This is a genomic window from Nocardia asteroides (assembly GCA_019930625.1).
Taxonomy (GTDB): Bacteria; Actinomycetota; Actinomycetes; order Mycobacteriales; family Mycobacteriaceae; genus Nocardia; species Nocardia sputi.
Genome location: CP082844.1, coordinates 848,827 through 873,499, shown reverse-complemented (window position 1 = coordinate 873,499; position 24,673 = coordinate 848,827). Strand labels below are relative to the sequence as shown.

Sequence of the window (24,673 nt, the reverse complement as noted above, 5' to 3'; positions counted from 1 at the left end):
ATGACCATCAAGTTGCATCACCTGCGTCCGGCTCCCGGATCCAAGACCGCGAAGACCCGCGTGGGTCGCGGTGAGGGCTCCAAGGGCAAGACCGCGGGCCGTGGTACCAAGGGCACCAAGGCGCGCAAGAACGTGCCTGCCGCCTTCGAGGGTGGGCAGATGCCGCTGCACATGCGGCTGCCCAAGCTCAAGGGCTTCACGAACCCGTTCCGCACGGAATACCAGGTCGTGAACGTCGGCGCGATCGCGAAGCTGTTCCCCGAGGGTGGCGAGGTCGGCAAGGCCGAGCTCGTGGCGGTCGGCGCGGTTCGCAAGAACCAGCTGGTCAAGGTCCTCGGCGATGGCGAGATCGGCGTCGCGGTCCAGGTGACCGTGGACAAGGTCACCGGTTCGGCGAAGGAGAAGATCACCGCCGCCGGTGGCACCGTCACCGAGCTGGGCTGACGGTACTCTGCATGACAGCGGCATCGGACGAGTGAAGGCTCGTCCGGTGCCACTGTTAGAGTTCAGTAAGTTGTCTGCCAGCCTCGTCGTGGTTTTCGGCGTCCCTTCTGTGTCGAGCAGGGACATCGCTGAACATCCATGTCATGACCATGTCGTTCGCCAGGAGGATCAGTGCTTTCCGCCTTCGTATCGGCCTTCCGGACTCCGGACTTACGGCGGAAGATTCTCTTCACGCTGGGGTTGGTCGCGTTGTACCGCGTCGGTGCCGCGCTGCCGTCCCCCGGCGTCGACTACAAGGCGGTCCAGGAGTGCATCGACTTGGTCTCCGGCGGTGAGTCCGCCGGAATCTACCAGCTGATCAACCTGTTCTCCGGTGGTGCGCTGCTGCAGCTGTCGGTCTTCGCGATCGGCATCATGCCCTACATCACCGCGAGCATCATCATCCAGCTGCTCACGGTCGTCATCCCGCGGTTCGAGGAACTGCGCAAGGAAGGCCAAGCCGGCCAGACCAAGATGACGCAGTACACCAGATACCTGTCGATCGCGCTGGCCATCCTGCAGGCAACGGGCTTGGTCGCCCTGGCGGCCCGCGGCCAGCTGCTGCAGGGCTGCCAGCAGGACATCCTGGCCGACACCAGCATCTTCGGCATGATCATCATCGTGCTCGTGATGACCGCGGGCGCGGCGCTGGTGATGTGGTTCGGCGAGCAGATCACCGAGCGCGGCATCGGTAACGGCATGTCGCTGCTGATCTTCGCGGGCATCGCCGCTCGCATCCCGACCGAGGGCAAGGCGATCCTCGACAGCCGGGGCGGCTTGGTATTCACCCTGGTGTGCGTCGCCGCGCTGGCCGTCATCGCCGTCGTGGTCTACGTCGAGCAGGCGCAGCGCCGGATCCCGGTGCAGTACGCCAAGCGCGTGGTCGGCCGGAAGATGTACGGCGGCTCCTCGACCTATCTGCCGCTGAAGGTGAACCAGGCGGGTGTCATCCCCGTCATCTTCGCCTCGTCGCTGCTGTACCTGCCGAACCTGGTCGCGCAGCTGACGGGATCGCAGAACAACCAGGATCCGAGCTGGTGGCAGGAAGTCATCCAGAAATACCTGGTGAATCCGAGCAACCCGGTCTACATCGCGATCTACTTCGGTCTGATCGTGTTCTTCACCTACTTCTACGTCGCGATCACCTTCAACCCGGAGGAGCGCGCCGACGAGATGAAGAAGTTCGGTGGCTTCATCCCGGGCTACCGGCCCGGCAAGCCGACCGCCGACTACCTCAACTACGTCCTGAGCCGTATCACCCTCCCCGGCTCGATCTATCTCGGTCTGGTCGCCGTGCTGCCGAACCTGTTCCTCGACATCGGTTCCTCCGGTGGTGTCCAGAACCTTCCGTTCGGCGGTACCGCGGTGCTGATCATGGTGAGCGTCGGTTTGGACACGGTGAAGCAGATCGAGAGCCAGCTGATGAATCGAAATTACGAAGGGTTCCTCAAGTGAGAGTTGTACTGCTCGGTCCGCCGGGCGCCGGTAAAGGCACCCAGGCCGTCCTGCTGTCGGAGAAGCTGGGCGTTCCGCACATCTCCACCGGGGACCTGTTCCGTGCGAACATCAGCCAGCAGACCCCGCTCGGTCGTGAAGCGCAGAAGTACATGGACGCGGGCGACCTGGTGCCCAGCGACGTGACCAACCGGATGGTGGAGGCGCGGGTCAACGAGCCCGACGCCGCCAACGGGTTCGTACTGGACGGATACCCGCGCACGGTGGACCAGGCCGACGCGCTGGAGAAGATCCTCGAGGACATGAACACCAAGCTCGACGCGGTCCTGCGCTTCGTCGTGCCGGAGGACACCGTCGTGGCGCGGATGCTCTCGCGCGGTCGCGCCGACGACAACGAGAACGTCATCCGCAACCGGCTCCGGGTGTACCGCGAGGAGACCGAGCCGCTGCTGGATCACTACGACGGCTTGGTCGTCTCGGTCGACGGTGTCGGCGAGGTCGACGACGTCAACGCGCGGGCACTTCGCGCGCTGGGCCACTGAGCCGGCTCGTGATGGAGCACTGAGGCCGGATGGTCTTCAATCGCAAGAAGAAGGTCGTGCCGTTCCGCACGGCAGGTGAGCTGGATGCCATGGCGGCTGCCGGCGCGATCGTCGGCCACGCTCTGGTGGCCGTGCGCGCGGCAGCCAAACCCGGGGTGTCCACCCTGGAGCTGGACGAGGTCGCCGAGCAGGTGATCCGGGAGGCGGGCGCGGTGCCGTCCTTCAAGGGCTACCACGGCTTCCCCGCGTCCATCTGCGCGTCGGTGAACGATCGCGTGGTGCACGGGATCCCGACCGCCGAGGAGATCCTGGTCGAGGGCGATCTGGTGTCCATCGACTGCGGGGCGATCCTCGACGGCTGGCACGGTGATTCGGCTTGGACCTTCGGCGTCGGCACGATCATCGAGGCCGACCGGCTGCTCAGCGAGGCGACCAAGTCTTCGATGGAAGCGGGCATCGCGGCGATGGTGCCCGGCAACCGGCTGACCGACGTCTCGCACGCCATCGAGCAGGGCACCCGGGCCGCCGAGAAGGAACACGGGCGCGCCTACGGCATCGTCGACGGCTACGGTGGTCATGCCATCGGACGAGAGATGCACCTCGATCCCTTCCTCGCCAACGAGGGAGAACCGGGGAAGGGGCCGAAACTCGTGGTGGGGTCGGTGCTCGCGATAGAGCCGATGCTCACCCTCGGCACCACCCAGACCAAGGTGCTCGGCGACGACTGGACCGTGGTCACCGTGGACGGCAGCCGTGCGGCACATTGGGAGCACACAGTCGCCGTTACCGAGGACGGACCCCGGATCCTCACGCTGCGTCCGGAGTAGCACGGCCGTCGGGCGGCCCGACTCGGCGACACTGCGCGGCGAGGAAACGAGCCGCACCGACGCCAGGATTCCTGGTCGATCTCGCCACGTGGCCGCGTGCCGGCACCATTCGCCGACACGGCCACCGGTCGATACCCGGCTTTCACCGGATCGGTGACGTCGTTCCTTGCACCCGCGTCCTGCGTGTCGAGCCGAAGCGGTGCGCTCGGGGCGGTGCCCGTGCGGGGTGGAAGGGTTACTCCTCCTTGGTTCGATACTGTTCTGAACGATGCCGTCAGCGTATGGCCGGGCAAGTGGCGGCGACGTGAGTAGGCCGCTACTCGAATTCGCTTGGCACGCGCCGCAGTTCGATGTGATCGGGTCGGCCGGCTGACTCTGCGACGGTGACGGCGACACCTGTGACCTGGGTGTTTCGTGTGCGTAGGTAGTCCGCTCGGTCCGCGGCGCGCGGCGTCGAAGTGACGATCGACAGATAAAATCCGCCTTCGGCTGTCTCCGGGCGATAGCGCGGACAACCCTTGATACGGCTTAAACGACCCGTTCCTCGGGCAATATCACCGGTGTGTGCGATCGGGGTGTGGCCGTCGAAGGCTCGGCGGTGCGCCGATGCAGATGCGGGAACAGCAGCGTTCGAACTCATGCTCCCGGAACAGCGGATGGCTGGGGGAGAGCTACTCGTCCGCTGGGTGGCTGGGGACCGTCCGGACTCCCCAGCCACCCACCATGCGGATGGGGAGCCGGGGCGAAACTTACGACGCGCCGGGAAGTCTCCGCACGCCCGCGCAGACCTCGGCGGCAAGGTCGTCGTAGCCGACGGCCAGTTCCGCCAAGCGCTGCCAGGCATCCCACAGATCCCACTCCGAGGCGCTGGCCAGAGCCGCGTAGGCGTTCGCGGTGAACTGGGCGAGGCGGTCGATCACGGCGCCGACGGTCTCGGTGTGCACGTGCGCGGCGCCGTGCGCGGGCGGCAGTTGCACAGTGATCCAGCGGTCGATGTCGCGAATCAGGCTCGCTCGCAACGCATCTATCTCGTCGAGCGATTCGCAACCCGCGCTGAGTCTGCGCTCGTGCAGCGTGGTCAGTTCGTGCGCACTGCGCAGCAGTGGGTTGCTTTCGTGCAATTCGCCTCGGCAGGCTTGCAATACTTGATGTTTCGCGGGCAGGGCGGCGCTGGTCGTCATCGCCGAACCGTTCTCGTGCAGGACCGGACGGTGTCGATGATGGACGAGCCGGAAGGACGGAAACGGCTGCGCGGAGCGATGATCCAGTGTCGATAGCCCGCATCGGCATCGGCGGGTGAGGGCAAGGCGATCTCGCCGCCGCTGGGCACGATCGAGACGTTCAAGCGGAACAGCTCCGCGAACAGCCGCACGTCGTCGGGTAGATCCGGGCGGGTCAAGAAGGTCCACCGTTTGGAACGCACGTGAGAGATGATCGGACCCATATCGATTCGGCGATGGGTGAGGTCGTCGCGAACTTGCTGCCCCAGCGCGGCGGGCATCGTGATCGCGCCGACGAAGCCGGCGCGCAGGACGATACGGCCGATATCCGGATTAACTCCGGCGGGCAGGTCGCAGGTGTGTCGATAGTAGGCGCATCGGGCGGTCGGGGTGTCCGCCAACGCCAGTTGGTCCATGAGGCCCTCGGGTAGCTTCGTGTGATTGTTTACAAGCCGCCCGGTCGGCGCTGCGGCAGTGATGCTGTGATCCGGAGCACCGTGCGGGCGTTGTCTCAGTAGAGCACTCCATGGAACAAATCAAACATTCCGTTCAATTAGTTCTCGAGAAATTCGTTCGCCCGCTGGTTACCGGTGGGTGCGGTAACCAGCGTGGTCCGGTGCGCGGCCACGCGTTCACTTCGGCGTACATATTTCCTGGTCAAATGACCTATGCGGATGCGAGAGCGGAAACCTCGGGCATTTTGTTCACCGCCACCGCGACCATGGGCGCTACCTTGCCGCAAATCGATCCCGCGCCAGGGACATCCCTACCGCGGCTCAGGGCGTGGTGCGGAAGAACAGCACTCGGTCGCCGTGCTCGGACAGTGGCGTGTGCACACTGATCTGGCGCAGCCCGCTGTCCGGCAGATAGGTGAGGTTGGCGAACACCTTCGTGTTGCCGAAGGCCGCGCGCAGTTTGGATTCGGTCGCCCGGTCGGGGTTGTAGAGGGCCAGCATCTCGAAGTTCAGTGGTGCGAGCGGTTTGTCGAGGGGAGCCTGCCCGGCCGGACGTCCGAGCGCGGCGTACTGGGTGGCCGCGCCGTGCTCGTACCAGCACAGTTCGTAGGCGACGTTCTCCGTGACCGTGATAGCCGCGACCGGCCAGTCCTGGGAGAGTCGCAGCGCCAGGGGATTCTTCGCAACCGGCGTCAGCTCCCAGTTCAGGCTCAGGACCGTCACCCAGCCGCCGTAGGGCTGGTCGATCAGCACGATGTCGTCGCCCAGGGTGGTCGAGGTGTTCAGTTCGGGTTCGCGGGTCTTCCAGTTCGACTCGTGGGTGCCGAAGTAGCTCTCGCGATCGAGCGGGTAGGCGTCATCGACGGCATAGGCGGCGATGATCGCGGCGCGCACCTGGGCGATGGCGTCGCGTTCCGGTAGATACACGCTCAGCGCGCCGAAGGTGGAGCCGATCTGCACGGGCATCGCGGGCTGATCCTGCTCGGCGCCCGGCGCGAGCGGCCGCAGGCCGACCAGGGCCAGCTTCCAGTTGATCTCCTCGACGGTCGACAGGTCGCCGGAGGACTTGAACATGACCTGCTGCTGGGTGAGGCGACCCGCCTGTTCCAGCGTGCGGCAGCCCAGTTCGAGCAACGCTCGGTGCGACTTCGGGGTGAGGTCCAGGTCCTGGATGCCGCACGCGCGCAACCGGATCGACATGGTGGTCGAGGTCAACGCGGCGTACCGCTCCCGGTACATGGCGATGGCCTGCTTGCGCGAACGGCCGACCATGAGCGTCCGCAGCAGCGTGCTCAGGCTGGCCAGGTATTTGCCGGACAGCTCCGGGTTCGCCGCGGCCAGGGAAGCGCGGATGCGGGCCGCCTCCTCGGTCGCGGCGACCGCGGCGTCCTGATCCAGCCTGCCCAGCCAAACCCCGCATTTGGACAATCCGTCGGCGCACGGGCCCGCGACCTCGGGATGCGCTCGCGCCACTTGACGGTAGACGTCACAGGCGCGCCGGATCGTCGTGGTCGCCAGCTCTCTGCGGCCGCTGTGCCGTGCCGCCTGCTCGAACGAGCGCAGCGCGTCGTTCAACTCGCCGGCGAGACGGGCGGTCAGCACTTGGCCCCGGGACAGCAGGCGCAGGCGGATCGCCACCGCTTCTTCGGCGGGCGCCAGCGCCTCCCTCGTGCGGTCGCGCGTGGAGCCGTTGGTCTTGGTGGCGATCAATCCCTTGGCGAGTTCGCCGAGGGAGGTGGCCAAGCGCAATTCGGACTCGACCGTACGGTCGAGCGCCGCATACCGATCCGCAGCGATCTGACGCTCCATCGCGTCCAGATCCATCGCGCTCCTCGTTTCCAGCATGATCCTCCGCCAACGCGCGGCAACCGCGCAACGCAACCGTCTGCGCACCGAGTTTGTCATGGTTGCCGCCCGCGCGCACCTGTATCCGGCCAGGCAGACAGGGCCGTGCGGCGGGCGGCCACCCACGGGTCGGCCCGTGCCGGACGAGAAGGCATGATCGAGGGTTGTGCGAGCCCTATTACAGCGCGTCAGTTCGGCGCGGGTAACCGTCGGCGGCCAGGTCGTCGGCCGTATCGACCCGGCGGCCGACGGGGTCCCGCACGGCTTGGCCGCCCTGGTCGGCGTGACGCACTCCGACACCGAGGAGACCGCGAAGGCGTTGGCCGACAAAGTGTGGCGGCTGCGCATCCTCGACGGCGAGCGATCGGCGGCGGATCTGCGCGCGCCGATTCTGGTGGTCAGCCAGTTCACGCTGTACGCAGACACCAGCAAGGGGAGGCGCCCGTCCTGGTCGGCGGCCGCCCCCGCGGTGATCGCCGAACCCCTGGTCGACCTCTTCGCACACACGTTGCGCGAACTCGGAGCGACGGTCGCCACCGGACGGTTCGGTGCGCACATGCACATCGACTTGGTGAACGATGGCCCGGTCACCCTCATGCTGGAGATGTGAGCGGTCGCTACCGGAAATCGTTGGCAGCGGCTGGATCCGATGACCTGCGCCGCGGTCGACCGGGAACGCAGTCTGTCCGCAAACGCCGAGGAAGATCCCGTTCACGTTGACGTCACCGGTGATTAGTCATCCGGTGTTACCGTGGGTGGGAAGGAATCGAGGGTGGAGGAGCGGACGCGATGGCGGACAATGTCGAATTCGATGAGCATCTGTTCCGCAAGGCGGCCCAGAAGACGGGGCATGTCCAGGACCGGGTGACCGGCATCATCGACAGGTTGAGCACGTCGATCGCCTCGCGCGGAAACTGCTGGGGCAACGACACCATCGGCCGCAACTTCGCCAACGGTCCTGACGGCCAAGGCGGCTACACCACCGCCCGCGACAACCTGATCAAGGGCGGGCGCAACGTGGCTGGGACATTCGGCAACTTCAGCGAAGGGCAGACGAAGACGGCCGACCTGCTGCGGGACATGGAGCAGGGCAACCGCGACGGCGTGCGGTGATGCGGGGCCCCCGATGACGAACGAGCAAGCCAAGTCGGACTTGGCCGAGATCCTCGACGGTGTCCAGGAACAGATGCGGATCATCGCCCGGTTGCAGCAGGAGCGCGCCGAACTCACCGGCCGCGCGACGGTGCGCGGCAAGCGGGTGACGGTGGTCGTGAACGCCGACAACACGGTCATCGATACGCAGTTCGGCGCGAACATCGAGGACCTGAGCTATGCCGAGATCGCCAAGGCGATCACCGAGGCCGCGCAGCAAGCCAGCGCCGATGTGGCCCGCAAGACACGAGACCTCATGGCGCCCCTCGATACTCACCGCGCACGAATGCCGAAGTTGTCCGATCTGGTCGAGGGCATGCCCGACCTGCGGGCACCGGAACCGGTCCCCGCCCCGACGGCGCCGCCGAACGCCCGTGAACGCAGGGATTTCTCGGACGGCAGCGGCATGCGTTTCACCGACACCGAGACCGTAGAACGCGATCGTGGTGGATCGGTCACCGATTCGAGCTGGTGAACTCGGTAGCCGCACCGGGCGATCGAGGTAACCGGCCATGGCTATCGAGCTGCCCGCGGCACTGAAGTACCTCGAGCCGATCGTCGGCATGGAGTGGCCCGAGGGCAACGAGGACCAGATGTGGGCCTTGGGCGGTGACTGGCGTACCGCCGCGAGCGAGTTGCGCTCGGTGATCCCCGACATCGAGGCGGCCAAGAGCGCCTCGACGACCGCGTATCCGTCAGGTGACGGTTACGAGGAAATGGTCAAGGCCTTCGACAGCTTCCTGCAATTCAGCGGAAGCAACCCGCAAGACGACCAGACGCTGGCGAGGCTGGCCGACTACTTCAAGGAGATCGGTGACTCGGCCTACGACGTCGGCACCGAGATCGAGTACGGCAAGTTGATGTACTGGTCCTCGCTGGCGTTGCTCGCGGCCGAGCTGGCGGCCTCGTTCTTCTCCGGCCCGTTCAAGCCCGCGGTGGACGCGGCGGCGATCGCGCTCACCAGGATCGCGGTCCGCATCATCGGTCAGCGGTTGGTGCAGGCGGTGATCCAGCGGGTCGGGCGGATCGTCGCGAACCGGTTCGTGAACTTCCTGCTCCGGCATGTCGCGATCGACACGATCCTCGGCACCATGCAGGAACTGGGGGTGCAGGCCTACCAGGTGGAGCAGGGGCACCGCAAGAACATCAACGTCGAACAGGTCATCGTGACCGCCGTCAGCTCCGCGGCGGGCGGTGCGGCGGCCGGACCGCTGGCCGAACGGGTCGGCAACGCGCTGACCCGGAAGTTCGGCCCGGAATTCAATCCGTATCTGCACGGCGCGATCACCGGGACGACGGCGGGATTGGCGGGGGCCGGAGCGGGTTTCGTGGCCGCGACCGCGACTCAGTTCGGGTTCGACGTGGCCACGGACGGGTTGGACAAGGCGCTGCAGAACCTGGGGAACACGCCGGTCGACTGGCGGATGTTCACCGCCGGCGCCTCCAACGGCGCCATGACCAGCGTGACCAAGGTCGGTTCCGCTCAGATGTGGAACAAGCTGATGCCGACCACGATGAGTCGTCCCGACCTGGGAACCCGGCTGGACAGTCTCTTCGCCGACGTGGGGCCACGCGTGGGTTACCGGCCCGATGGCGCGGGAACGCCCGGAGCGGGTGACGGCAGCGGCCTGGCTCCCGGTGCTGGGACACCCGACCTCGCGGGTGGGTCGAACAATCCGGGGGGATCGAACGGTGCGGGTGCGCCGCGCGCCGGGATGCCCGCCGCCGGGAACAGCAGCAACACAGCGACGAGCCCCGCGAACTCGGATACGTCACGCTCCGGCGCAGCCGACGATACCGCTGCCACTGGTGGAGACCAGGTGTCGAGCGCCGACTCCAATGGGGCGCGGCAGGACGGCAATCAGGCCGGGCGCGACGGTGGGTCCACCACGGCGACATCGACATCCGGTGATCAGGGTTCCTCCGGCGAGCGTGCGTCGTCGGGGGAGCGAACATCGTCAGGCGAGCAGTCCTCGTCGAGTGAGCAGTCCTCCTCGGGGGAGCGGTCCACATCGGGGGAGCAGTCCTCGTCCGGGGAGCGGTCCACGTCCGACACCGGGGCGGGACTCGCCGACGAAGGAAAGCAAGACCGCGGGGCAGGCGCCGATCGTTCTGAGGAATCCAATATTGCTGCGGGACAACAGAACAGCGCCGTGTCGGGGGATCCGGCGGGTACGCAGCGCGGCACCGTCGATGGCGTGCAGAGCCCGGAGACACGGTCGCTGTCGGACGCGCCGACGCCGAGCGCGACGCCGGTCGCGGGCGCCCCGCTGACCGGCCCGGCGGCCACACCGCCCGCCGGGCCGACCACTGCGAGCGTGCCACCGTCCAGCAATGTGGCGCCGGGAACGGCGGCGTCACCCGCTTCGCCCGGATCGAGCGACGCGCGGCCCGCGCCGGCCGCGGATCCGCGCGGCCAGGCCGCCACGCCGGACAGCGACGCGGGTCGCAAGGCGCCCTCCGACAGGGTCCGGGCCGGGGTCGCGGATCGCGGCTCACGTTCGGGCGGCGACGAGCCCGCCGTGCGGGCGGGCAAGGCCGACTCCGAGGCGCCGCGCGCCGAGGGTGAGTCCCGCCAGGACGGGCAGACGCGTCGGGAAGGGGATACGCGCAGCGACGGTGGGACGCGCCAGGCGGGTGCGGACCGACCCGAGGACGAGACTTCGCGATCCCGCGCCACTCCGGAATCCGACGCCGGCCGACGCGACAGCGCCGAACCACTCGTGCTGCCGCTCGCCGGTGATACCGGCGAGTCCAGAACCGCGCGCCGACCGGGTCCCGACACCGATGGTCCGGCTCGCAGGAACTCGGACGACACCTCCCGGAACGATCTGGAATCCGATGCTCCGCGACAAGATTCGAGGAACCGCGGGGAGTGCGCCCGGCTCTCACTCGAGGAGATCCAGCAGGCCACCGGAAGCAATACCATCCGGCCACCGGACGAGCCGGTCGGCGAGCGCGGCATGTCGCTGCGTGACATCCAGCAGGCTGCGGGCGGCCGCCTGTGGGACTACCCGGACGGCGGGCCCGACCAGCCTCGCCACCAAGGCATCGCCGACGAACTGCTGCGAATGGCCGCTGGGATGGATCCGCGCGATGTCGCCGAAGGCCGTGGGCCGCGCGCCCTGGTGGTGGACGAATACGTCGGCCCGGTGGACGAGCACGGGGTCGGCGCCCATGCCTATACCCTGACCGTGCGCATGGATCCGGACACCGGCGAATTCCACATCGAGGTGTCCGATCCGGCGGCGGGAAGCCGCAGAGGGTTCCCGCCCGACCTGCCGATGGACGTCCGCACGGTGTCGGCGATCCTGTTCGACGGTGCGGGAAACGCGGTGCGGCCCAGCGGATCCGACCCGCGAGTGCGTCCGACCGACGACCGCCCGATCTACAACCCCGAGGGCGAAATCGCCGGTCGGCGCGGCGACGAATCGCCGAAGCGGTTCCAGGCGCGGATGCGGGCCGAGATGGCCGACATGCGCGCCCGAGGAGAGGCCGAGCGCGCGCGGCGCCTGCGCGACCTGCTGGACCGCATCGACGACGCGGATCTACCGGAAGGAGTGTCGAGGCGGTCGCTGCGGGTCAGGGCCGCGCAGGCGGAATGGCGTGCCCGCGAGTTCCGCAAGAACGCCGACACGTGGTGGCGGGTCGCGGGCGGCAGACCCCCGGACGATGCCCCGATACCGCCGCGTTCGCCTGCGGACCCTGCGCCGGCTTCGGAACCTTCTCGCGTCGGTTCGAACCCATCGGACCCGGCACGGATTCCGCGGGGCGATCGCGGTCCGGACGCCGAGGACGAGGCTCGGCGGCCATCCGATCCGACGACCCCGCCGCGCGACGCGGACGACGCAGCGCCGGCGCCGGAGGATCGGAGGGTGGCGCCACCGGCCCGCGACGGTGCGCAGCACGATGACGCGGCACAGCCCTCGCACGACCGCACACCCGACGAGACGCCGGATTTCCTCGGTGAATCCGACGACGTCGAGGAGCGATTGGAGCGCGGAGCGGACGACGATGTTCCGGCCGGCATGTTCCGCGACGCCGACGGGCTGCTGCACAAGTTCGGCGATCGTCCCGACTCCTACCGTGATCCGGACGGCACGTGGCACCACGAGGACGACGGTCCGGGCACCTACCGCGACGACAGCTTCCGGTTGCGCAACGCGCAGAACAATGAGTACATCTCCGATCATCTGACGAAGCGGCCGTACCGGTTCCTGGCCGATCCCGGCCCCGAGCGTGCGTACCCGGTGGTCGACGAGGTGATCGCCGAGCAGATCGCGAAGGCGGTCACCGAGCGCAAGACGTTGCAGGCGCAACGCGACGCGGCCAATGCCGCGGTCAAGCGTCATATGGCGGAGTTCGGGATCGAAGAGATCAGCGACCTCGCCGAGAACCAACTCGCCAAGCGGGTGGAGAGTCTCGAGATCGAGATCCTGGAGTCGGAACTCTCCGACGACGAGAAGCAAGCGAAACTGGATCGTCTCGGCGCGATGGAGCGCAACGCCGCGGAGTTCAACCGGCTGGGTCCGCCGCTGGTGAAGGCGTCGAAGACACTCGGCGAACTGGGCGGCAGGGCATTCGCGCTCGATGCGGATCAGCGGCCGGGTGCGGTGCTGCTGGCCCCCTTCGAGGGCGCGATCGATGGTGCGGACACCGTCGACATCGCGGTGCTGGTCCCTGGTGCGGACGGCGGGCCGCCGAGGCTGGTGGTGATCGAGGCCAAGGGCGTCGGTTCGCAGCTCGGTGGCTCCAAAACGGCCGAAGCGCAGCAGGGTTCGCCGGAGTATCTGCGCCGCACGGCCGCGATCGATAAGAATCTGCGGCGGATCCTGACCGAGACGCCCGAGGAGATGGCCGCGCGCGGTGTCGATCCGGACAGTGCGGCGGGCCGCGCCCTGCTGCGGGCACGTGAGCAACTGCTCCAGGCGCACCGGGACGGGGCGCTCGAGGTGGAATACCACCTCGTGCACGTCTCCAAGAACGGGCACGTCACCGCCAGCCAGTTCAATCTCGAACGTGACGGTGTGCTGGTGCGCATCGACGTCATCGGCGGGATCGAATCGCCCGCGCTGGTGCGAACACCGGATCAGGCGACACCCGCCGACGCACCGGCACGCGCTGCCGACGACTCGGCGCTTCCGCCGCAAAGCGACAACGGTGATGCCGCGTCCGCTCGGCAGCTGCTCGGCGTGCCGGGCGAGGACGAATGGTCGCCCCTGAGTCCGGAGGAGGTCGGCGAGCGGCTGCGGGAGCACCTGCGCGACGCGATGGACGATCCCAGATTCGAGGTCTTCGGGTTCGACCTGCCCGGTCTCGATCCCGAGGTGGTGCGGGAGTACGCCAGGGCGATGGTCGATCTGTTCGACCGGTACCCCACCGTGGACCTGCGCAGTGTCGGCATCGGCGGGCTGCCGCCCAAGGTGATCGGCATGGCGCAACCGCGGCTGGATGCCTCGGGGCGCATGGTCACCGACTCGATCGTTCTCAGTTACGACCACGCGACCAGCGCGCAGACCTTCCGGGATCGGATGCAGGCCGGTGTCGACAACGGCCGGTTCTCCTCGGAAGTGTTGCGCCGTCCGGTGCGGGCCGTCGTAGCGCACGAGTACGGTCACGCCCTGGACTACGCGAGTCAGCAGAGTGCGCGGCATCGAGCCGAGGAATTCCTGTACGAGCGCTATCTGGACGACGACACCCGCATCCCCGGTCTCGGTTTCGAGGACTGGCTCGACCAGCTCAGCGGTCACAGCTTCGACCGCGACGGCAACCTGCGGCCGGAAGAGGCGCTGCCAGAGGCGTTCGCCCACGAGGTGCTGCGTCGTGACGACGACGATGCCGACCCGCTCAGCGCCCCGGCGCGTGCGCTCAACGACCTGCTGACCCAGCTGGCCGCCAACCCGCCGGACACCGCCGAGACGCCCCTATCGCTGGAACCCGACCACCTGGGTCCGCCGGGGGATGAATCCCCGGCGCGCGGTGGGGCGAAGAGACCACCGGACGGTTCGGACGGTGTGCCGGAGCCGGGTGATCGAAAAGTGGCGTCGCTGGACCGCGACGGCCCGGACGACAGCCCCGAGCCTCCGGAAACCGGGACGGCCGATGGCGGGGCGAACAAGCCACCCGCCGATCCGCCCGCCCGTACCCCGGACGAACCGAATGACGGCGGTGACGACCGCGACGAGGAGGCGGCGGCGAACGACACCACCCCGATCGCTCCGGAGCACGCTACGGCTGGGCATCGGCCCGAGGGCACGGACGAGCCGGGCGACGCTGACACCGCGCAACCCGTCTCCGGTGACGGCGGCGCCGGGAAGCCCCCCGCCACACCGCCTTCGGCAGACGAGCCCGGTGACGAGCCGGGCCCGCGGTCGGACTGGTACTTCCGGATGCGGATCGAACAGGCCGACTGGGAGGCGGACATGGCGGCCGACCATGCCGCCTGGCTGCGCGAGCTGGCCGACGCCCGCCCAGACGACCCGTGGTCGCGATTGCGCGCCGAACAGGCGGAATGGAATGCCCGCATGGCCGCCGATCGCGCGGCCTGGCTGCGGCTGGAGGAGGCCGAGAACGACACATGGTCCGCCGCCGTCGAGGCGGATCGGTTGCGGCGCGCCGCCGACGCCGACCGTGACGATCCGTGGGCCGAACTCCGCGCGCAACAGGCGGAGTGGAACGCCCGGATGGCGGAGGACCGGGCACAGTGGCTGCGCAGGCTCTACACGCCTATCGGGACCGCGTCACAAGACGATTCGGGGGTGGGCACACCGGACTCCGGTTCGCCGGCGCGTCCCGGTTCCGTGTCCTCGGCCGACGCACCCGCCGTCGCACCGGAAGCGGGCGCAACGCCGCGCGCGGCGGACGAGTCGCGCACCGGCGACGTCGATGCGGCCGAGGACCCGCGCGACCGGATGTCGCCCGAGATCCGTGCGGAATACGACCGGCTCGCGGCCGAACTCGAGCAGGCACAAGCGCGGCGAGCCGAACTGCGGCAGCGTCGCGACGACCTCGCGTCCCGGTTCCCGATCGATGACGCCGACGACTGGGCGGCCCTACGACCCGCACCCGACGGACTGGACCGGACGCTGGAGGACCTGCGCGGCCGGACCATGCCGGTCACCGAGATGCCGGAGCGGCTCGCCCGGATCGACGAGCTGGAACAGGCCGCGCGGGACTTCGCCGAGGCCGACGCCGAAGCCGCCCGCCTGGAGATGGAACTGGCGAACCTGGAGCTGTCCACCACGCCGCTGGCCCGATACGACCAGCTCGTCCAGCAGCGCCAGACACTGACTCGCGAACGCGAATTCTGGCGCGCCAAGCGCGACGACAGGGCCGCGCGCTGCGACCGCTGGGGCGAAAACGTCCGCTTGGAGGACTCGGCGCTGCGCGGTGATCAACTGGAAACCACGATCCTCCAGCTGTACGAGGCGGCCAACGTCCGGACCATCGACGACCTGGGCGGCCTCGACGACGCGCCGCACACCGACCGGGTCGCGGCGCCGCCGCTGGAGGCCGAGCACCGCAGGCAGGTGATCGGGAAGCTCGCGGCCGCCGCCGAGCGGGTCAACCAGCTCGACGAGCAGATCGAGCAGGTAGACCAGCAGATCGCCGATCTGCGCCAGGCCGGCGTCGGAACGGAACGGTCTCGCCCGCAGGACGTGATCGACGCGCTGGAAGAACTGGCGCAGGCCAGGGCCGACGCGCTGCGCGAGATCAAGCCGCGCAGGCACGAGCGCGACGACCTCGCCGCCCGTCTCGGCCTGCTGGACGAGCAGGGACGGGTCGACCAAACGGCCGGTGAGCCGGACCGGCTGGACCGGACCGTGGCCGACCTGCGCGCGGCGGTGCGGGACGGGGTCGCCGACGGAACGCTGTCCGGCGAGGATGCCGCCGCCCGCCGCCGGGACATCGCCGCACTCGACGCCGTCGCGCGGGAGGTGAACACCGCGCACAACGCGATCGGCCGCATCCAGGACGACATGGCCAGGGTGGCGGGCGCGTACCGCGACCTCGTCGAGCGCAGCGGCGGCCGGATGGTGACGGATCGAGTCGGCATCGTCGACGGTGAGCGACCTCGCGTCATCGTGTTCGGTCCCCGGCCCGACCCGGACGCGCCGCGCGCCGACCACGACGCCGCCCTGGCCGCCGCCCTGCGCCGCAGCTCTGATGTGGCGCAGGCGATCGTGCGGCCGGAGACCACGGTCGAATACCGGCGGGTGCTCGCCGACCGCGAGGACAACGTGCGGGCGGAGGAGATGGACCCGCCCGAGATCGAACGGTTGAGCACCGGTTGGGTCGGTGGCCGCCGCCTGGACATCACCTCCTGGCGCGACGCCGACGGCGTGTGGCACCACGTCGATCCGACCCGTCCGGACTGGGAGTTCGGGCGCGAGCGGTCCGAGCTGCCCAAGAAGTTCACGCCGAAGGATCCGCCGGACGGTGTCAGCGGGTGGGCGATGGAAGATGTCGTCAACGACATCACGCTGCCGACCGACGACGTCCCGGCGGGCAAAGTCCCGGAAAGCACTCTGCCGGTGCACATGCCGCAGGCGCCGTCACAGTACGACACCTCGGGCGTCGACCCGAACGACCTGTTCGGCCAGCACTGGGGCGCGGATTCGTACAACGTGGTGCGCCTGCTGTTGATGGCGGCCCAGGTGCCGAAGCATCCGGCGGTGAAGGCGTGGATCCAGCGTCATCCGGAGATCGGCGAGTGGGTGCGGGCGCGGCCGTGGCTACAGCACCTGCCGCCGTTCGGCACGGTGTTCCGCGACTACGCGTGGTTCGCCCCGCCGCGGCGCAACATTCAGCCGATGCACCGGCCGTGGATCGCGGCCGACCATGTGCCGCCGGGTGACCGGGTCGACATCCCGGCGGGCTTGCAGCGCGAGTGGGACCGCGACATCGCGGCCTGGCAGCGGGTACAGGACTGGGCGGACGCGGAATACCAGCGGTTCCTCGCCGACGACAGCGACCTCGACGGGATCGCAGATGGCATCGACAGACATCGGCGCGCCGAGCAGGAAACGCGGGCACGCGAGGTGGTCGACATCGTCGCGCGGCAGCTGGTCCTGCGGCAGCCGGGCATCGACCCGCTCGGCGACGTGAACGCCCAGCTGTCGCGCATCCAAGACGAGATCGACCGAGTGGCGGGCGAAGTCGCGGACCGGTTCGCCGCCGAGGATCCCGAGGCCGTCCGCGACACGATCGAGGACATCCGCGAACTGCTCGCCGGCGGTAGCGATCCCCAACAGCTCGCGGCCGCGCTCGCCGAGCACATGCGCGACGACGTGCCGACGTTCACGCGCGAGGAACTGGCGCGGATCAAGAACCACCTGATGGCCGACGAGCACCGGGTTCGCGACCACGCCGACCCGCACGGCCGGTATGTGCGCACGAGGATGGATCGCCTCGCCGATGTCGCCGAGGCGTGGAACCGCCTGATCGACGGGGCTCCGCTGCCCCAGGACTTCGTGCTGCTCAACGACATGCTGGCCGAGGCGCGTTTCCTCGCCGACAATCCCGGGGCGACCTGGCAGCAAGCCAATGCCCACGCGATCGCGCTCGGGTTCCACTGGGACGCCGACCGCCCGCCGCTGACCGGATGGCGCGCGGGCATCCCGTACGCTCCGGCTCCTCTTCAGCCGAACCCGGGTTACCTGCCGCCCGCGCCGGGTGCGCTGGGCGCGCCGCGGCCGCAGGGGCCGACCGGTGGCCCCGTGGAAGGTCCCGGAGGTGGCGGCGGCCGCCCGCGGGAGGAGCCGTCGCGTCCGCGGGAGGAGGCCGAGTCCTCGGCGCCGCAGCCGAGTGCAGACGGCGGCGCGCGGAAACCACCGGAGGACCCGCCAGCCGCGCGGCGTCAGGACGAGCCCGACGACTCCGGCGACGGCGAGCAGGCCGTGCCGGAGGAGTCCGGGGGCCGCGAGCGTCTGCCGGAGCTGCCGCCTGGCATCGCGCGTCCGGACGAGCCCGGGTTCCCGCCGTCGTCTTCCGCGCGAGACGATGCCCACCGGGTACTCGCCGAGCTCGACGCGCTACACCGTCGCATCGACCAGCAGCTCGATGATCTGCTGCGCCGGGCGAGTTCCGACCTGGACCGGATGCAGCAGCGCGCTCTGGACCGTCTCGCCGACATCGAAGCCGAGGTCACCGAACGGTTCGACGAGCTGTCCGCGCGGCTGCGCCCGGACCAGGCCGCGTCCGAAGGCTCAGCGCCGCCGCTCGGATCACCCGCGGCTCGCCTCGGCGCGGAGCCGGATGACCGGGCCGAGGCGGCGCTCGAGCGCATCCGCACGCAGTTCGATGAAGCGGCCCGCCGCACCGACCGACAGTTCGACGAGCTGCTCCGCGACACGCTCGCCCAGCTCGACGGGGTCGCGGCGGATCTCGATCAGCGCTTCGACGCCGCCGTCTCCCGGCTCGACCAGCTCGCCGCCGGAACGGACGATGCGGCCCACCCCTCTTCCGAGGCGCAGGCGCTGGACGATTTGCACGAGCGCCTGATAGCCGAGCTGGACGAGATCCACCGCCGCGCCATGGACCGGCTCGCCGGACTCGAACGCGAACTCGCCGGATCATCCACTCCCGACCCGGTCGATCTCGACGCACCACCCGCGCCGTCGCGGCCACTTACGGCCGGGCACCCCGGCGCGGGTACGCGCGTCGGGGACCCGGCGTCGCCGACAGCGGTTCGCGGTACCGAGGAATCGGCGCGTGCAGGAAGAGACGTCGATCGCCTGTCCAGGCAACGGGGTTCGGCAGCGCGGGAGTTGGCTGATGCGCAGGCGAATCTCGCGGAGGCTCGGCGTGGTCTGGTGGTGAACGATGCGGATTTGACGCGGGATGCGTTTGATGACGCGCTCGACGATTTACGCGGGCGCACGATGCGGGTCGACGAGCAGCAGCAATGGCAGGAGCGGGTTGCGGAGCTGGAGCGTGCCGCGCGGCGGGTCTTCGATGCCGAGGACGAACTCGTCCGGGCCGAAGACGCCGTGCGCCACGCTCGATCCGCCGAGTCGGCCCGGCACGCCTCGGACGCCACAGGCGGAGAACCTATTTCGAGCCCGGCGGATGCCGAGGAGTCGCCCCGCGCCGATGCCGAACAGGAGCGCCTGTCCGCCCAGCGGGATGCCGCGGCGCGAGCGTTGACCGATGCCCAAACTGACTTGGTTGCGGCTCGGCGGGGTTTGCCGGTCGACGACGAGGATTTGGCGCGGGATGCGTTGGATGACGCGCTGGCCGGTTTGCGTGGGCGCACGATGCGGGTCGATGAACAAGGGCCGTGGCAGCAGCGGGTTGCGGAGCTGGAGCGTGCGGCACGGCGGGTCTTCGATGCCGAGGACGAACTCGCCCGGGCTGAAGACGCGGTGCGTCGGGCTGATCACGCAACGGGGCTACTTTCGAACGATCGGAGCGGCACAGCGGTTTCGCGTGGAGCGGGTGGTGAGGTCGGGGAGTCGGCGTATGCCGAAGCCGATGCCGAGCTGGGACGCTCGATCGCCCAACGGGACGCGGCGGCGCGAGCGTTGACCGAAGCGCAAGCTGACTTGGCTGCGGCTCGGCGCGGTGTGCCGGTGAATGACGAGGATTTGGCGCGGGATGCGTTGGATGACGCGCTGGCCGGTTTGCGTGGGCGCACGATGCGGGTGGATGAGCAGCGGCCGTGGCAGCGGCGGATTGCGGAGTTGGAGCGTGCCGCGCGTCAGGTTTTCGATGCCGAGGACGAGCTCGCGCGGGCTGAAGACGCGGTGCGCGAGGCTGATCGGACAAGGTCTGTGCAACGTTCGGCACAGGAAGGGCAGGCGGGCTCGCGGGCGCGCCGAGATGGCGGGGAACCGGATGTAGAGATGCCGCGTCCGGAGAGCGAGGGCGACCAGGACCCGCCCGAGGGTGGGGTTCGCGCGAGCCGTGACGGTGACCAGCACTCGCCGGAGGGTAGGGCTCGGTCGAGCCGAGACGGTGATTCGGAGCCGCCCGAGGATTCATCGGGTCCGGCTACGGCGCGCCCCCACTGGATGCCGCCGAATTGGGCACTGCGCTCACACATTCCGCATCCGCCGAAGGACTACGAGTTCGAGATGCCGGGCCCCTTCCACAACGAGGTGGAGCCGTGGCCTGTCCCGATGCCGCAGCCGCCGCAACCTCCGAGGCCGCCCCAGCCGCCGACGCCGCCAGTGCCACCGCAGCCGCCGACACCACAGGTGCCTTCTCAGCCGCCGGTTCCGCCGACCCCGCCGGTTCCGCCACCGCAGCCGCCGGTTCCGCCACCGCAGCCGCCGGTTTCGCCGACGTCGCCGGTCCCGCCGCAGCCGCCGGTTTCGCCGACGTCGCCGGTACCGCCGGTCCCGCCGACACCTCCCGTCCCGCCGGTTCCGCCGGTTCCGCCGGAGCCGCCGACGCCACCGGAGCCGCCGACACCGCCGGAGCCGCCGACGCCTCCGGTCCCACCGACGCCTCCGGTCCCACCGGCACCTCCCGGCCCGCCTACACCTGGCCAGCCGACCTCGCCGTACCCACCGGTGCCGCCAGGACCTCTACCGCCGTACCCGTCGGTGCCGCCAGAGTCACCGCCCTCGTACCCGTCGGCACCGCCCTCGTACCCGTCGATGCCGGCTCCGGAGCCATCCGTTCCGCCCTATCCAGGACCATCCGCACCGCCGTATCCGCCGTCGCTCCCGGGTTGGCCCGGTCACTCGAACGGCCCGTATCATCCCGACGGCACGGTCCCGCCGATGCCACCGGATATGCCGGTGCCCCCGATCCCGCCCGGCATGCCGCCGACACCAGCGGGCGGTAGCCGACGGACCAACGGCCGCGGGCCGCACGGAAACGGGCACAGCCAGGATTCGGCACGGGCTCTCTTCGTCCGCCCGTTCGCGGGCTTCGGTGTGCTCGCCGAGTTCGACCCGACGACCGGCGCGTTGCGTGCCAACCCGTCCGAGGCGAGCGGGCACAGCGGCGTCTACGGTGAACTCGGCGGGGTCTCGGTGGTGTTCTATCGGCACGGCGGCAAGCTCGCGCTGCGCGTCGGTGATCGCACTGTCGACCTCGACGGGCCCGTCGAGGTCGAATGGGGCACCGTCGGGTGGCGGACCACCCGCTTCGCGGTGGTCGTCGGTGGTGTCGTCTTCTGCGAGCTGACCTATCGCTCGGTGCCGGAAGAGATGGACATCGGCGCGCTGGTCCGAGCCGTGGTGGCCGACCCCTTGCGACGCACCGAGCTCTTCGCCGGATGACCGGAAGCCGACGATGCGGAAACGTAACCATCGACGTGAGGAGGAATGATGCGTATCGACCATCCGACCGATGACGAACTGCGGGAGAATTTCGACGAAATGCTCCGCTCCGTACTGACCGGCGGTGGCATCCGCACGGAGACCGGTCTCGACATGAAGACCGAGGACGCGCTGTGGGCGATCGCCCGCGCGTATCCCGACGTGCCGGACGCGCTGGTCGACACGGCGCGCGCGGCCTTCGCCGGCCAGCTCGACGGCTCGAATGCCCGCGAGCGCAAGGAGGCGCTGGCCCGCAAGATCGAGGAGCTCAACCGGCGTCGGCAGGCGCGGTGATCGGCCGGTGGTCACCGATGTCACGACCTAAGGTGGGCCCATGACCGAATGGCGCGCGTTGACAGACAGTGAAATCGTCGACCTGGCCGTCGGCCTGCGGGCGCTGGACGCCTCCCAGCCGATGGACGCGATACCGCGCCTGGCGGGGTCTTTCGGCTGGAAAGTGCTGACCGTCCATCCGGACCGGGCGATGCTGGACGCCGGATTCGGGATGGCCAGCGGCAAGATTCATGGGCGTTCGGGCTCGATCGCCGACATCAAGTTGCGCGTCACCGATTTCGCCCCGAACGACGCGGAGGGGCAGGCCCGTTCGAGGGACGCATTCGTGGCGATGGTCGCGGCCTTGACCGGCGCTCTCGGTGAACCGACCGCTCGGATCCCCGGCCCCACCGCCGAGGTCCGGTGGGCGGGTCCGGAAGCGACTTTGGTGCTGGAGGATCTGGGACGATCGGTCCAGCTGTCCCTGGTGGCCAACTATTGGCTGAAGCTGCACGATCAGGCAGTCGAGTTGGAGGGGCAGGAACAGAGTTGAGCGGGTGGGGAGACCTTGCCGCAGGCCTGGCCGCGGAACTCGCCTCCCTGCGCGCGGGTTCCATCGTCAAGCTGGTTGAAACAGAGACTGGGGCGCGGCGGCGATACGCCCAATTCCTACAGCTCGACGACGCGCTCTCGGCCGAGTTGGTCGATGACGAATGGCTCGACCCCGCCTTGCGCGCCGGTGCCACGGGACGCGCGCTGATCGCCGATTCGGGTTGGCGGGCACGCGATGCCGGCCACAGCAACTGGTGGGCCGAGCTGCCCTGGCCGAGTTCCTCGGCCGATTACCGGCGGCTGGCCGAGATGGTCGTCACCGGGTTGCGCGACGGGTTCGGTATCCGAGCGCCCAGCGCCCTGGCCTACACCGCATGGAATGAACGCTTGGAAAATCGCAAGCTGGACCTGCCGCTGTTGGGCCTGCGGCAGGAGCCCTGACGCGCGCCGCGCGCGAACCGGCGCTGTGCCAGGATGAACGACGAACCAGGATGAACGACGAACACAGCTCAGGCATCGTGGCGTGCGCGCCTGCTCCGATGCGGTAGATGAGGGGATTTCCGCGACGTGACCAGATCAGGCGGCGAGGCATCCGGTGACGAGCCCCGCGCCGCGTCGGCTCCGGACCACGACGATCCCGCCGATACTTCCGCGACAACTTCCGCGACACCGCCCGCAGGCGAGAAGCGGTCGGCCGAAGTGGTAGCCACCGGTCCGGCCGACCCGTCGGCGGAAGACGCCGAGTCGGGGGAAGACGCCGAGTCGGGGGAAGAGCCCGATGTGGGCTTCACTCTCTCCGAAGCCCCGCCCGTGGCGGATGCCGCCGAGCGAGCCGAGGCGCTCATGCATCAACTCGCTCGCGAGCTGGGGGCGGGCGGTCCGCCGGGCTGGCAGCGGGTGGATGCGGTGTTCGCGCTGACGGTGGCCGCCGAGGTGGCGTTGGCCGTCTACTCCGCCGATCAGGAACGCGTCGTACGGGTGACCCCCGAGCCGGAGATCATGGCGCTGGTCCGGGAGCACCGGCAGTTGTCGGCCGGGATGGGCGACGGGCCTTGGTGGCGTTTGCTGTTCACGCTGACCGGTACGGGCCGGATGGAAGTCGACTACGACTACGGCGACGAGCCGTTCCCGGATGATCAGCTGTTCCCGCCCGAGGTCTACCTCGCGGATCTGGTGGCGTATCCCCGGAATTCGCTGCCCGTGTGGCTCGGTGCCTACCTAGGTCACGACGACCGTCAGTTGCGGCCTCCGCAGATCGCCGCGGCGCAGGCGCGGGCGGACCGGGAGGCGGGTGTGCGCGCCGTGCCGTGCGAGGACGACCTGCCCGCGTTCCCGTTGATGGCCGCCCGGTGGGCGGTGCTCGCCGCGGCGTTCGTGGCGGCCGGGTCGCAGTGGGGCCCACGTCTGCTGCCGTCTCTGAGCTGGTTCGAGGGCAGCAAGCGCAGCGGCTGTTCGCTGTACGCGCTGCCCGGTGGGCGGGCCGTCCTCTCGGGCGGAGTGTGGAACGCGCCGGAACTGGCGGCGGCGTACAACGGCGGTGTCCGGTTGCCCGACCTGTACGCGGGCGCGCCGGAGTGGGTGGCGAGTCAGGTGGTGAACCACCGCGCCGCCGGCGGCTTGCTGTCGTTCTGCTACTGGTGGGAGAAGGGCCGCTGGCACCGCGGCGAGTCACCGGGGCCGGACCGGTTCGTGGAAGCGGTACCGGGCGTGTGGACCTCGGACACGGTTGTGGACATCGTGAGCGGCCTGCTCGGCGACGACTCGACCGCCGAGCAGCGCGTCGCCGTCGCCGGCCTCGTGTCCGCGGCCGAGGCGGGTGTCGTCACACGGGACATCCTCGCGGAGGTGTTCGGTGACGACGGCGAGTTCGACGTCGACGCCGCTTTCTTCCAGCTCACCATGGCCGGGGTGACCATGACAGCACCGGGGCCGATGGCGCGGGAGGATGCGATGGCCCGGGTCGAGCGATTCATCCGGAGCAGCGGCGCCGACACCGCGAACTATGCGCTGGAGGACTTGCGCGCCGATCGGATCAGCGTCGGCTGGATGGTGTACGTCCCGGTCCAACCGGGCGAGATCGCGATCGGCCGGGCGATCTACTACGTCGCGGACGACGGTGTGCTGGAACGGTCTTCGTCCTCGGTGGCGCCATCGGTATACATCGCCGAGTTCGAGCGCCGGTTCCGGGACCGGCACGGTCCGGTGGGAGCGTCGTGGTCGAACAGCGAAAAGCGTTGAGCCGCAATCGGTCGAACCCATAACCTCACCGTTTTGCTCACCGCCGGTCATCCGGAGGCGCGCCCTGTGCCGGCGGATCCCGCGTTTCTTGCGGAGCGAAGTACGAACCCGCTGATCCGGCGTGGTGAGTCGCGCATGCGGCTACCGAGATTCGGGTCTGTACATGCGGGGTCGCCCCGAGTACCCATAGAATCGTTGGTGCGTCTTAAGACAATATTCGGTCTGCCGTAAGAACCGGCTGCCATATTGACGTGTGGCGCACCGCCGGTCGCGGCGCGCAGCGATGAGGAGGGTCATCAGCGTATGAGTTGCCGGGCGCAGAAGGGTGATCCCGTGCGCGGAGGCGGACGGGACCGC

15 protein-coding genes are annotated in these 24,673 nt (G+C 69.2%); 12 read left to right on the top strand and 3 right to left on the bottom strand.

Features of this window, described 5'->3' with window-relative positions; translation table 11 throughout:
* The 4 genes from rplO to map all read left to right on the top strand — a co-directional run bounded on the left by rplO (position 1) and on the right by map (position 3,307).
* Positions 1–444, top strand: a complete 444-nt coding sequence (gene rplO, locus K8O92_04060) for a 50S ribosomal protein L15 (GenBank protein UAK33177.1) — start codon at positions 1–3, stop codon at positions 442–444.
* A 171-nt stretch (positions 445–615) separates the two neighbouring features.
* Positions 616–1,938 (top strand): preprotein translocase subunit SecY, encoded by a 1,323-nt coding sequence (gene secY / locus K8O92_04055; protein ID UAK33176.1) that lies wholly within the window; start codon positions 616–618, stop codon positions 1,936–1,938.
* Positions 1,935–2,480, top strand: coding sequence for an adenylate kinase (locus K8O92_04050; GenBank protein UAK33175.1), 546 nt, complete (start codon positions 1,935–1,937; stop codon positions 2,478–2,480). The genes secY and K8O92_04050 overlap by 4 nt, the downstream gene beginning before the upstream one ends.
* A gap of 29 nt (positions 2,481–2,509) precedes the next feature.
* Positions 2,510–3,307, top strand: a complete 798-nt coding sequence (gene map / locus K8O92_04045) for a type I methionyl aminopeptidase (GenBank protein ID UAK33174.1) — start codon at positions 2,510–2,512, stop codon at positions 3,305–3,307.
* Between the two features lie 749 nt (positions 3,308–4,056).
* Here map and K8O92_04040 read toward each other — a convergent pair.
* The 3 genes from K8O92_04040 to K8O92_04030 all read right to left on the bottom strand — a co-directional run bounded on the left by K8O92_04040 (position 4,057) and on the right by K8O92_04030 (position 6,806).
* On the bottom strand, positions 4,057–4,488 hold the full coding sequence (locus K8O92_04040; GenBank protein ID UAK33173.1) for a DUF4254 domain-containing protein: 432 nt from the start codon (positions 4,486–4,488) through the stop codon (positions 4,057–4,059).
* Positions 4,485–4,943: a DNA-directed RNA polymerase subunit beta gene (locus tag K8O92_04035; GenBank protein UAK33172.1), complete on the bottom strand. Its 459-nt coding sequence runs from the start codon at positions 4,941–4,943 to the stop codon at positions 4,485–4,487. Before K8O92_04035 ends, K8O92_04040 begins: the two co-directional genes overlap by 4 nt.
* Positions 4,944–5,303: 360 nt before the next feature.
* Positions 5,304–6,806 (bottom strand): hypothetical protein, encoded by a 1,503-nt coding sequence (locus K8O92_04030; GenBank protein ID UAK35422.1) that lies wholly within the window; start codon positions 6,804–6,806, stop codon positions 5,304–5,306.
* A gap of 187 nt (positions 6,807–6,993) precedes the next feature.
* Here K8O92_04030 and dtd point away from each other — a divergent pair, with 187 nt between their 5' ends.
* The 8 genes from dtd to K8O92_03990 all read left to right on the top strand — a co-directional run bounded on the left by dtd (position 6,994) and on the right by K8O92_03990 (position 24,316).
* Complete coding sequence (gene dtd / locus K8O92_04025; GenBank protein UAK33171.1) at positions 6,994–7,437, top strand: D-tyrosyl-tRNA(Tyr) deacylase; 444 nt, start codon at positions 6,994–6,996, stop codon at positions 7,435–7,437.
* A gap of 179 nt (positions 7,438–7,616) precedes the next feature.
* Positions 7,617–7,940: a hypothetical protein gene (locus K8O92_04020; GenBank protein UAK33170.1), complete on the top strand. Its 324-nt coding sequence runs from the start codon at positions 7,617–7,619 to the stop codon at positions 7,938–7,940.
* Between the two features lie 13 nt (positions 7,941–7,953).
* A complete protein-coding gene (locus tag K8O92_04015; GenBank protein UAK33169.1) occupies positions 7,954–8,454 on the top strand; it encodes a YbaB/EbfC family nucleoid-associated protein in 501 nt (166 codons plus the stop codon).
* Between the two features lie 37 nt (positions 8,455–8,491).
* On the top strand, positions 8,492–21,214 hold the full coding sequence (locus tag K8O92_04010) for a hypothetical protein (GenBank protein ID UAK33168.1): 12,723 nt from the start codon (positions 8,492–8,494) through the stop codon (positions 21,212–21,214).
* A 48-nt stretch (positions 21,215–21,262) separates the two neighbouring features.
* Positions 21,263–21,547 carry a hypothetical protein gene (locus tag K8O92_04005; GenBank protein UAK35421.1) on the top strand — a complete coding sequence of 95 codons (285 nt, stop codon included), beginning with the start codon at positions 21,263–21,265 and terminating at the stop codon, positions 21,545–21,547.
* 40 nt (positions 21,548–21,587) lie between these two features.
* Complete coding sequence (locus K8O92_04000) at positions 21,588–22,079, top strand: DUF6301 family protein (GenBank protein ID UAK33167.1); 492 nt, start codon at positions 21,588–21,590, stop codon at positions 22,077–22,079.
* Positions 22,076–22,519 carry a hypothetical protein gene (locus K8O92_03995; protein UAK33166.1) on the top strand — a complete coding sequence of 148 codons (444 nt, stop codon included), beginning with the start codon at positions 22,076–22,078 and terminating at the stop codon, positions 22,517–22,519. The genes K8O92_04000 and K8O92_03995 overlap by 4 nt, the downstream gene beginning before the upstream one ends.
* A 126-nt stretch (positions 22,520–22,645) precedes the next feature.
* Complete coding sequence (locus K8O92_03990; GenBank protein ID UAK33165.1) at positions 22,646–24,316, top strand: hypothetical protein; 1,671 nt, start codon at positions 22,646–22,648, stop codon at positions 24,314–24,316.
* Positions 24,317–24,673: the final 357 nt, after the last annotated feature.

Coding starts and splice junctions, on each gene's coding strand:
- rplO (UAK33177.1), top strand. CDS start 1: ATGACCATCAAGTTGCATCACCTGCGTCCGGCTCCCGGATCCAAGACC.
- K8O92_04000 (UAK33167.1), top strand. CDS start 21,588: ATGACCGAATGGCGCGCGTTGACAGACAGTGAAATCGTCGACCTGGCC.
- K8O92_04005 (UAK35421.1), top strand. CDS start 21,263: ATGCGTATCGACCATCCGACCGATGACGAACTGCGGGAGAATTTCGAC.
- K8O92_04035 (UAK33172.1), bottom strand. CDS start 4,943: ATGGACCAACTGGCGTTGGCGGACACCCCGACCGCCCGATGCGCCTAC.
- K8O92_04020 (UAK33170.1), top strand. CDS start 7,617: ATGGCGGACAATGTCGAATTCGATGAGCATCTGTTCCGCAAGGCGGCC.
- K8O92_04010 (UAK33168.1), top strand. CDS start 8,492: ATGGCTATCGAGCTGCCCGCGGCACTGAAGTACCTCGAGCCGATCGTC.
- K8O92_04030 (UAK35422.1), bottom strand. CDS start 6,806: ATGGATCTGGACGCGATGGAGCGTCAGATCGCTGCGGATCGGTATGCG.
- K8O92_04015 (UAK33169.1), top strand. CDS start 7,954: ATGACGAACGAGCAAGCCAAGTCGGACTTGGCCGAGATCCTCGACGGT.
- map (UAK33174.1), top strand. CDS start 2,510: ATGGTCTTCAATCGCAAGAAGAAGGTCGTGCCGTTCCGCACGGCAGGT.
- K8O92_04040 (UAK33173.1), bottom strand. CDS start 4,488: ATGACGACCAGCGCCGCCCTGCCCGCGAAACATCAAGTATTGCAAGCC.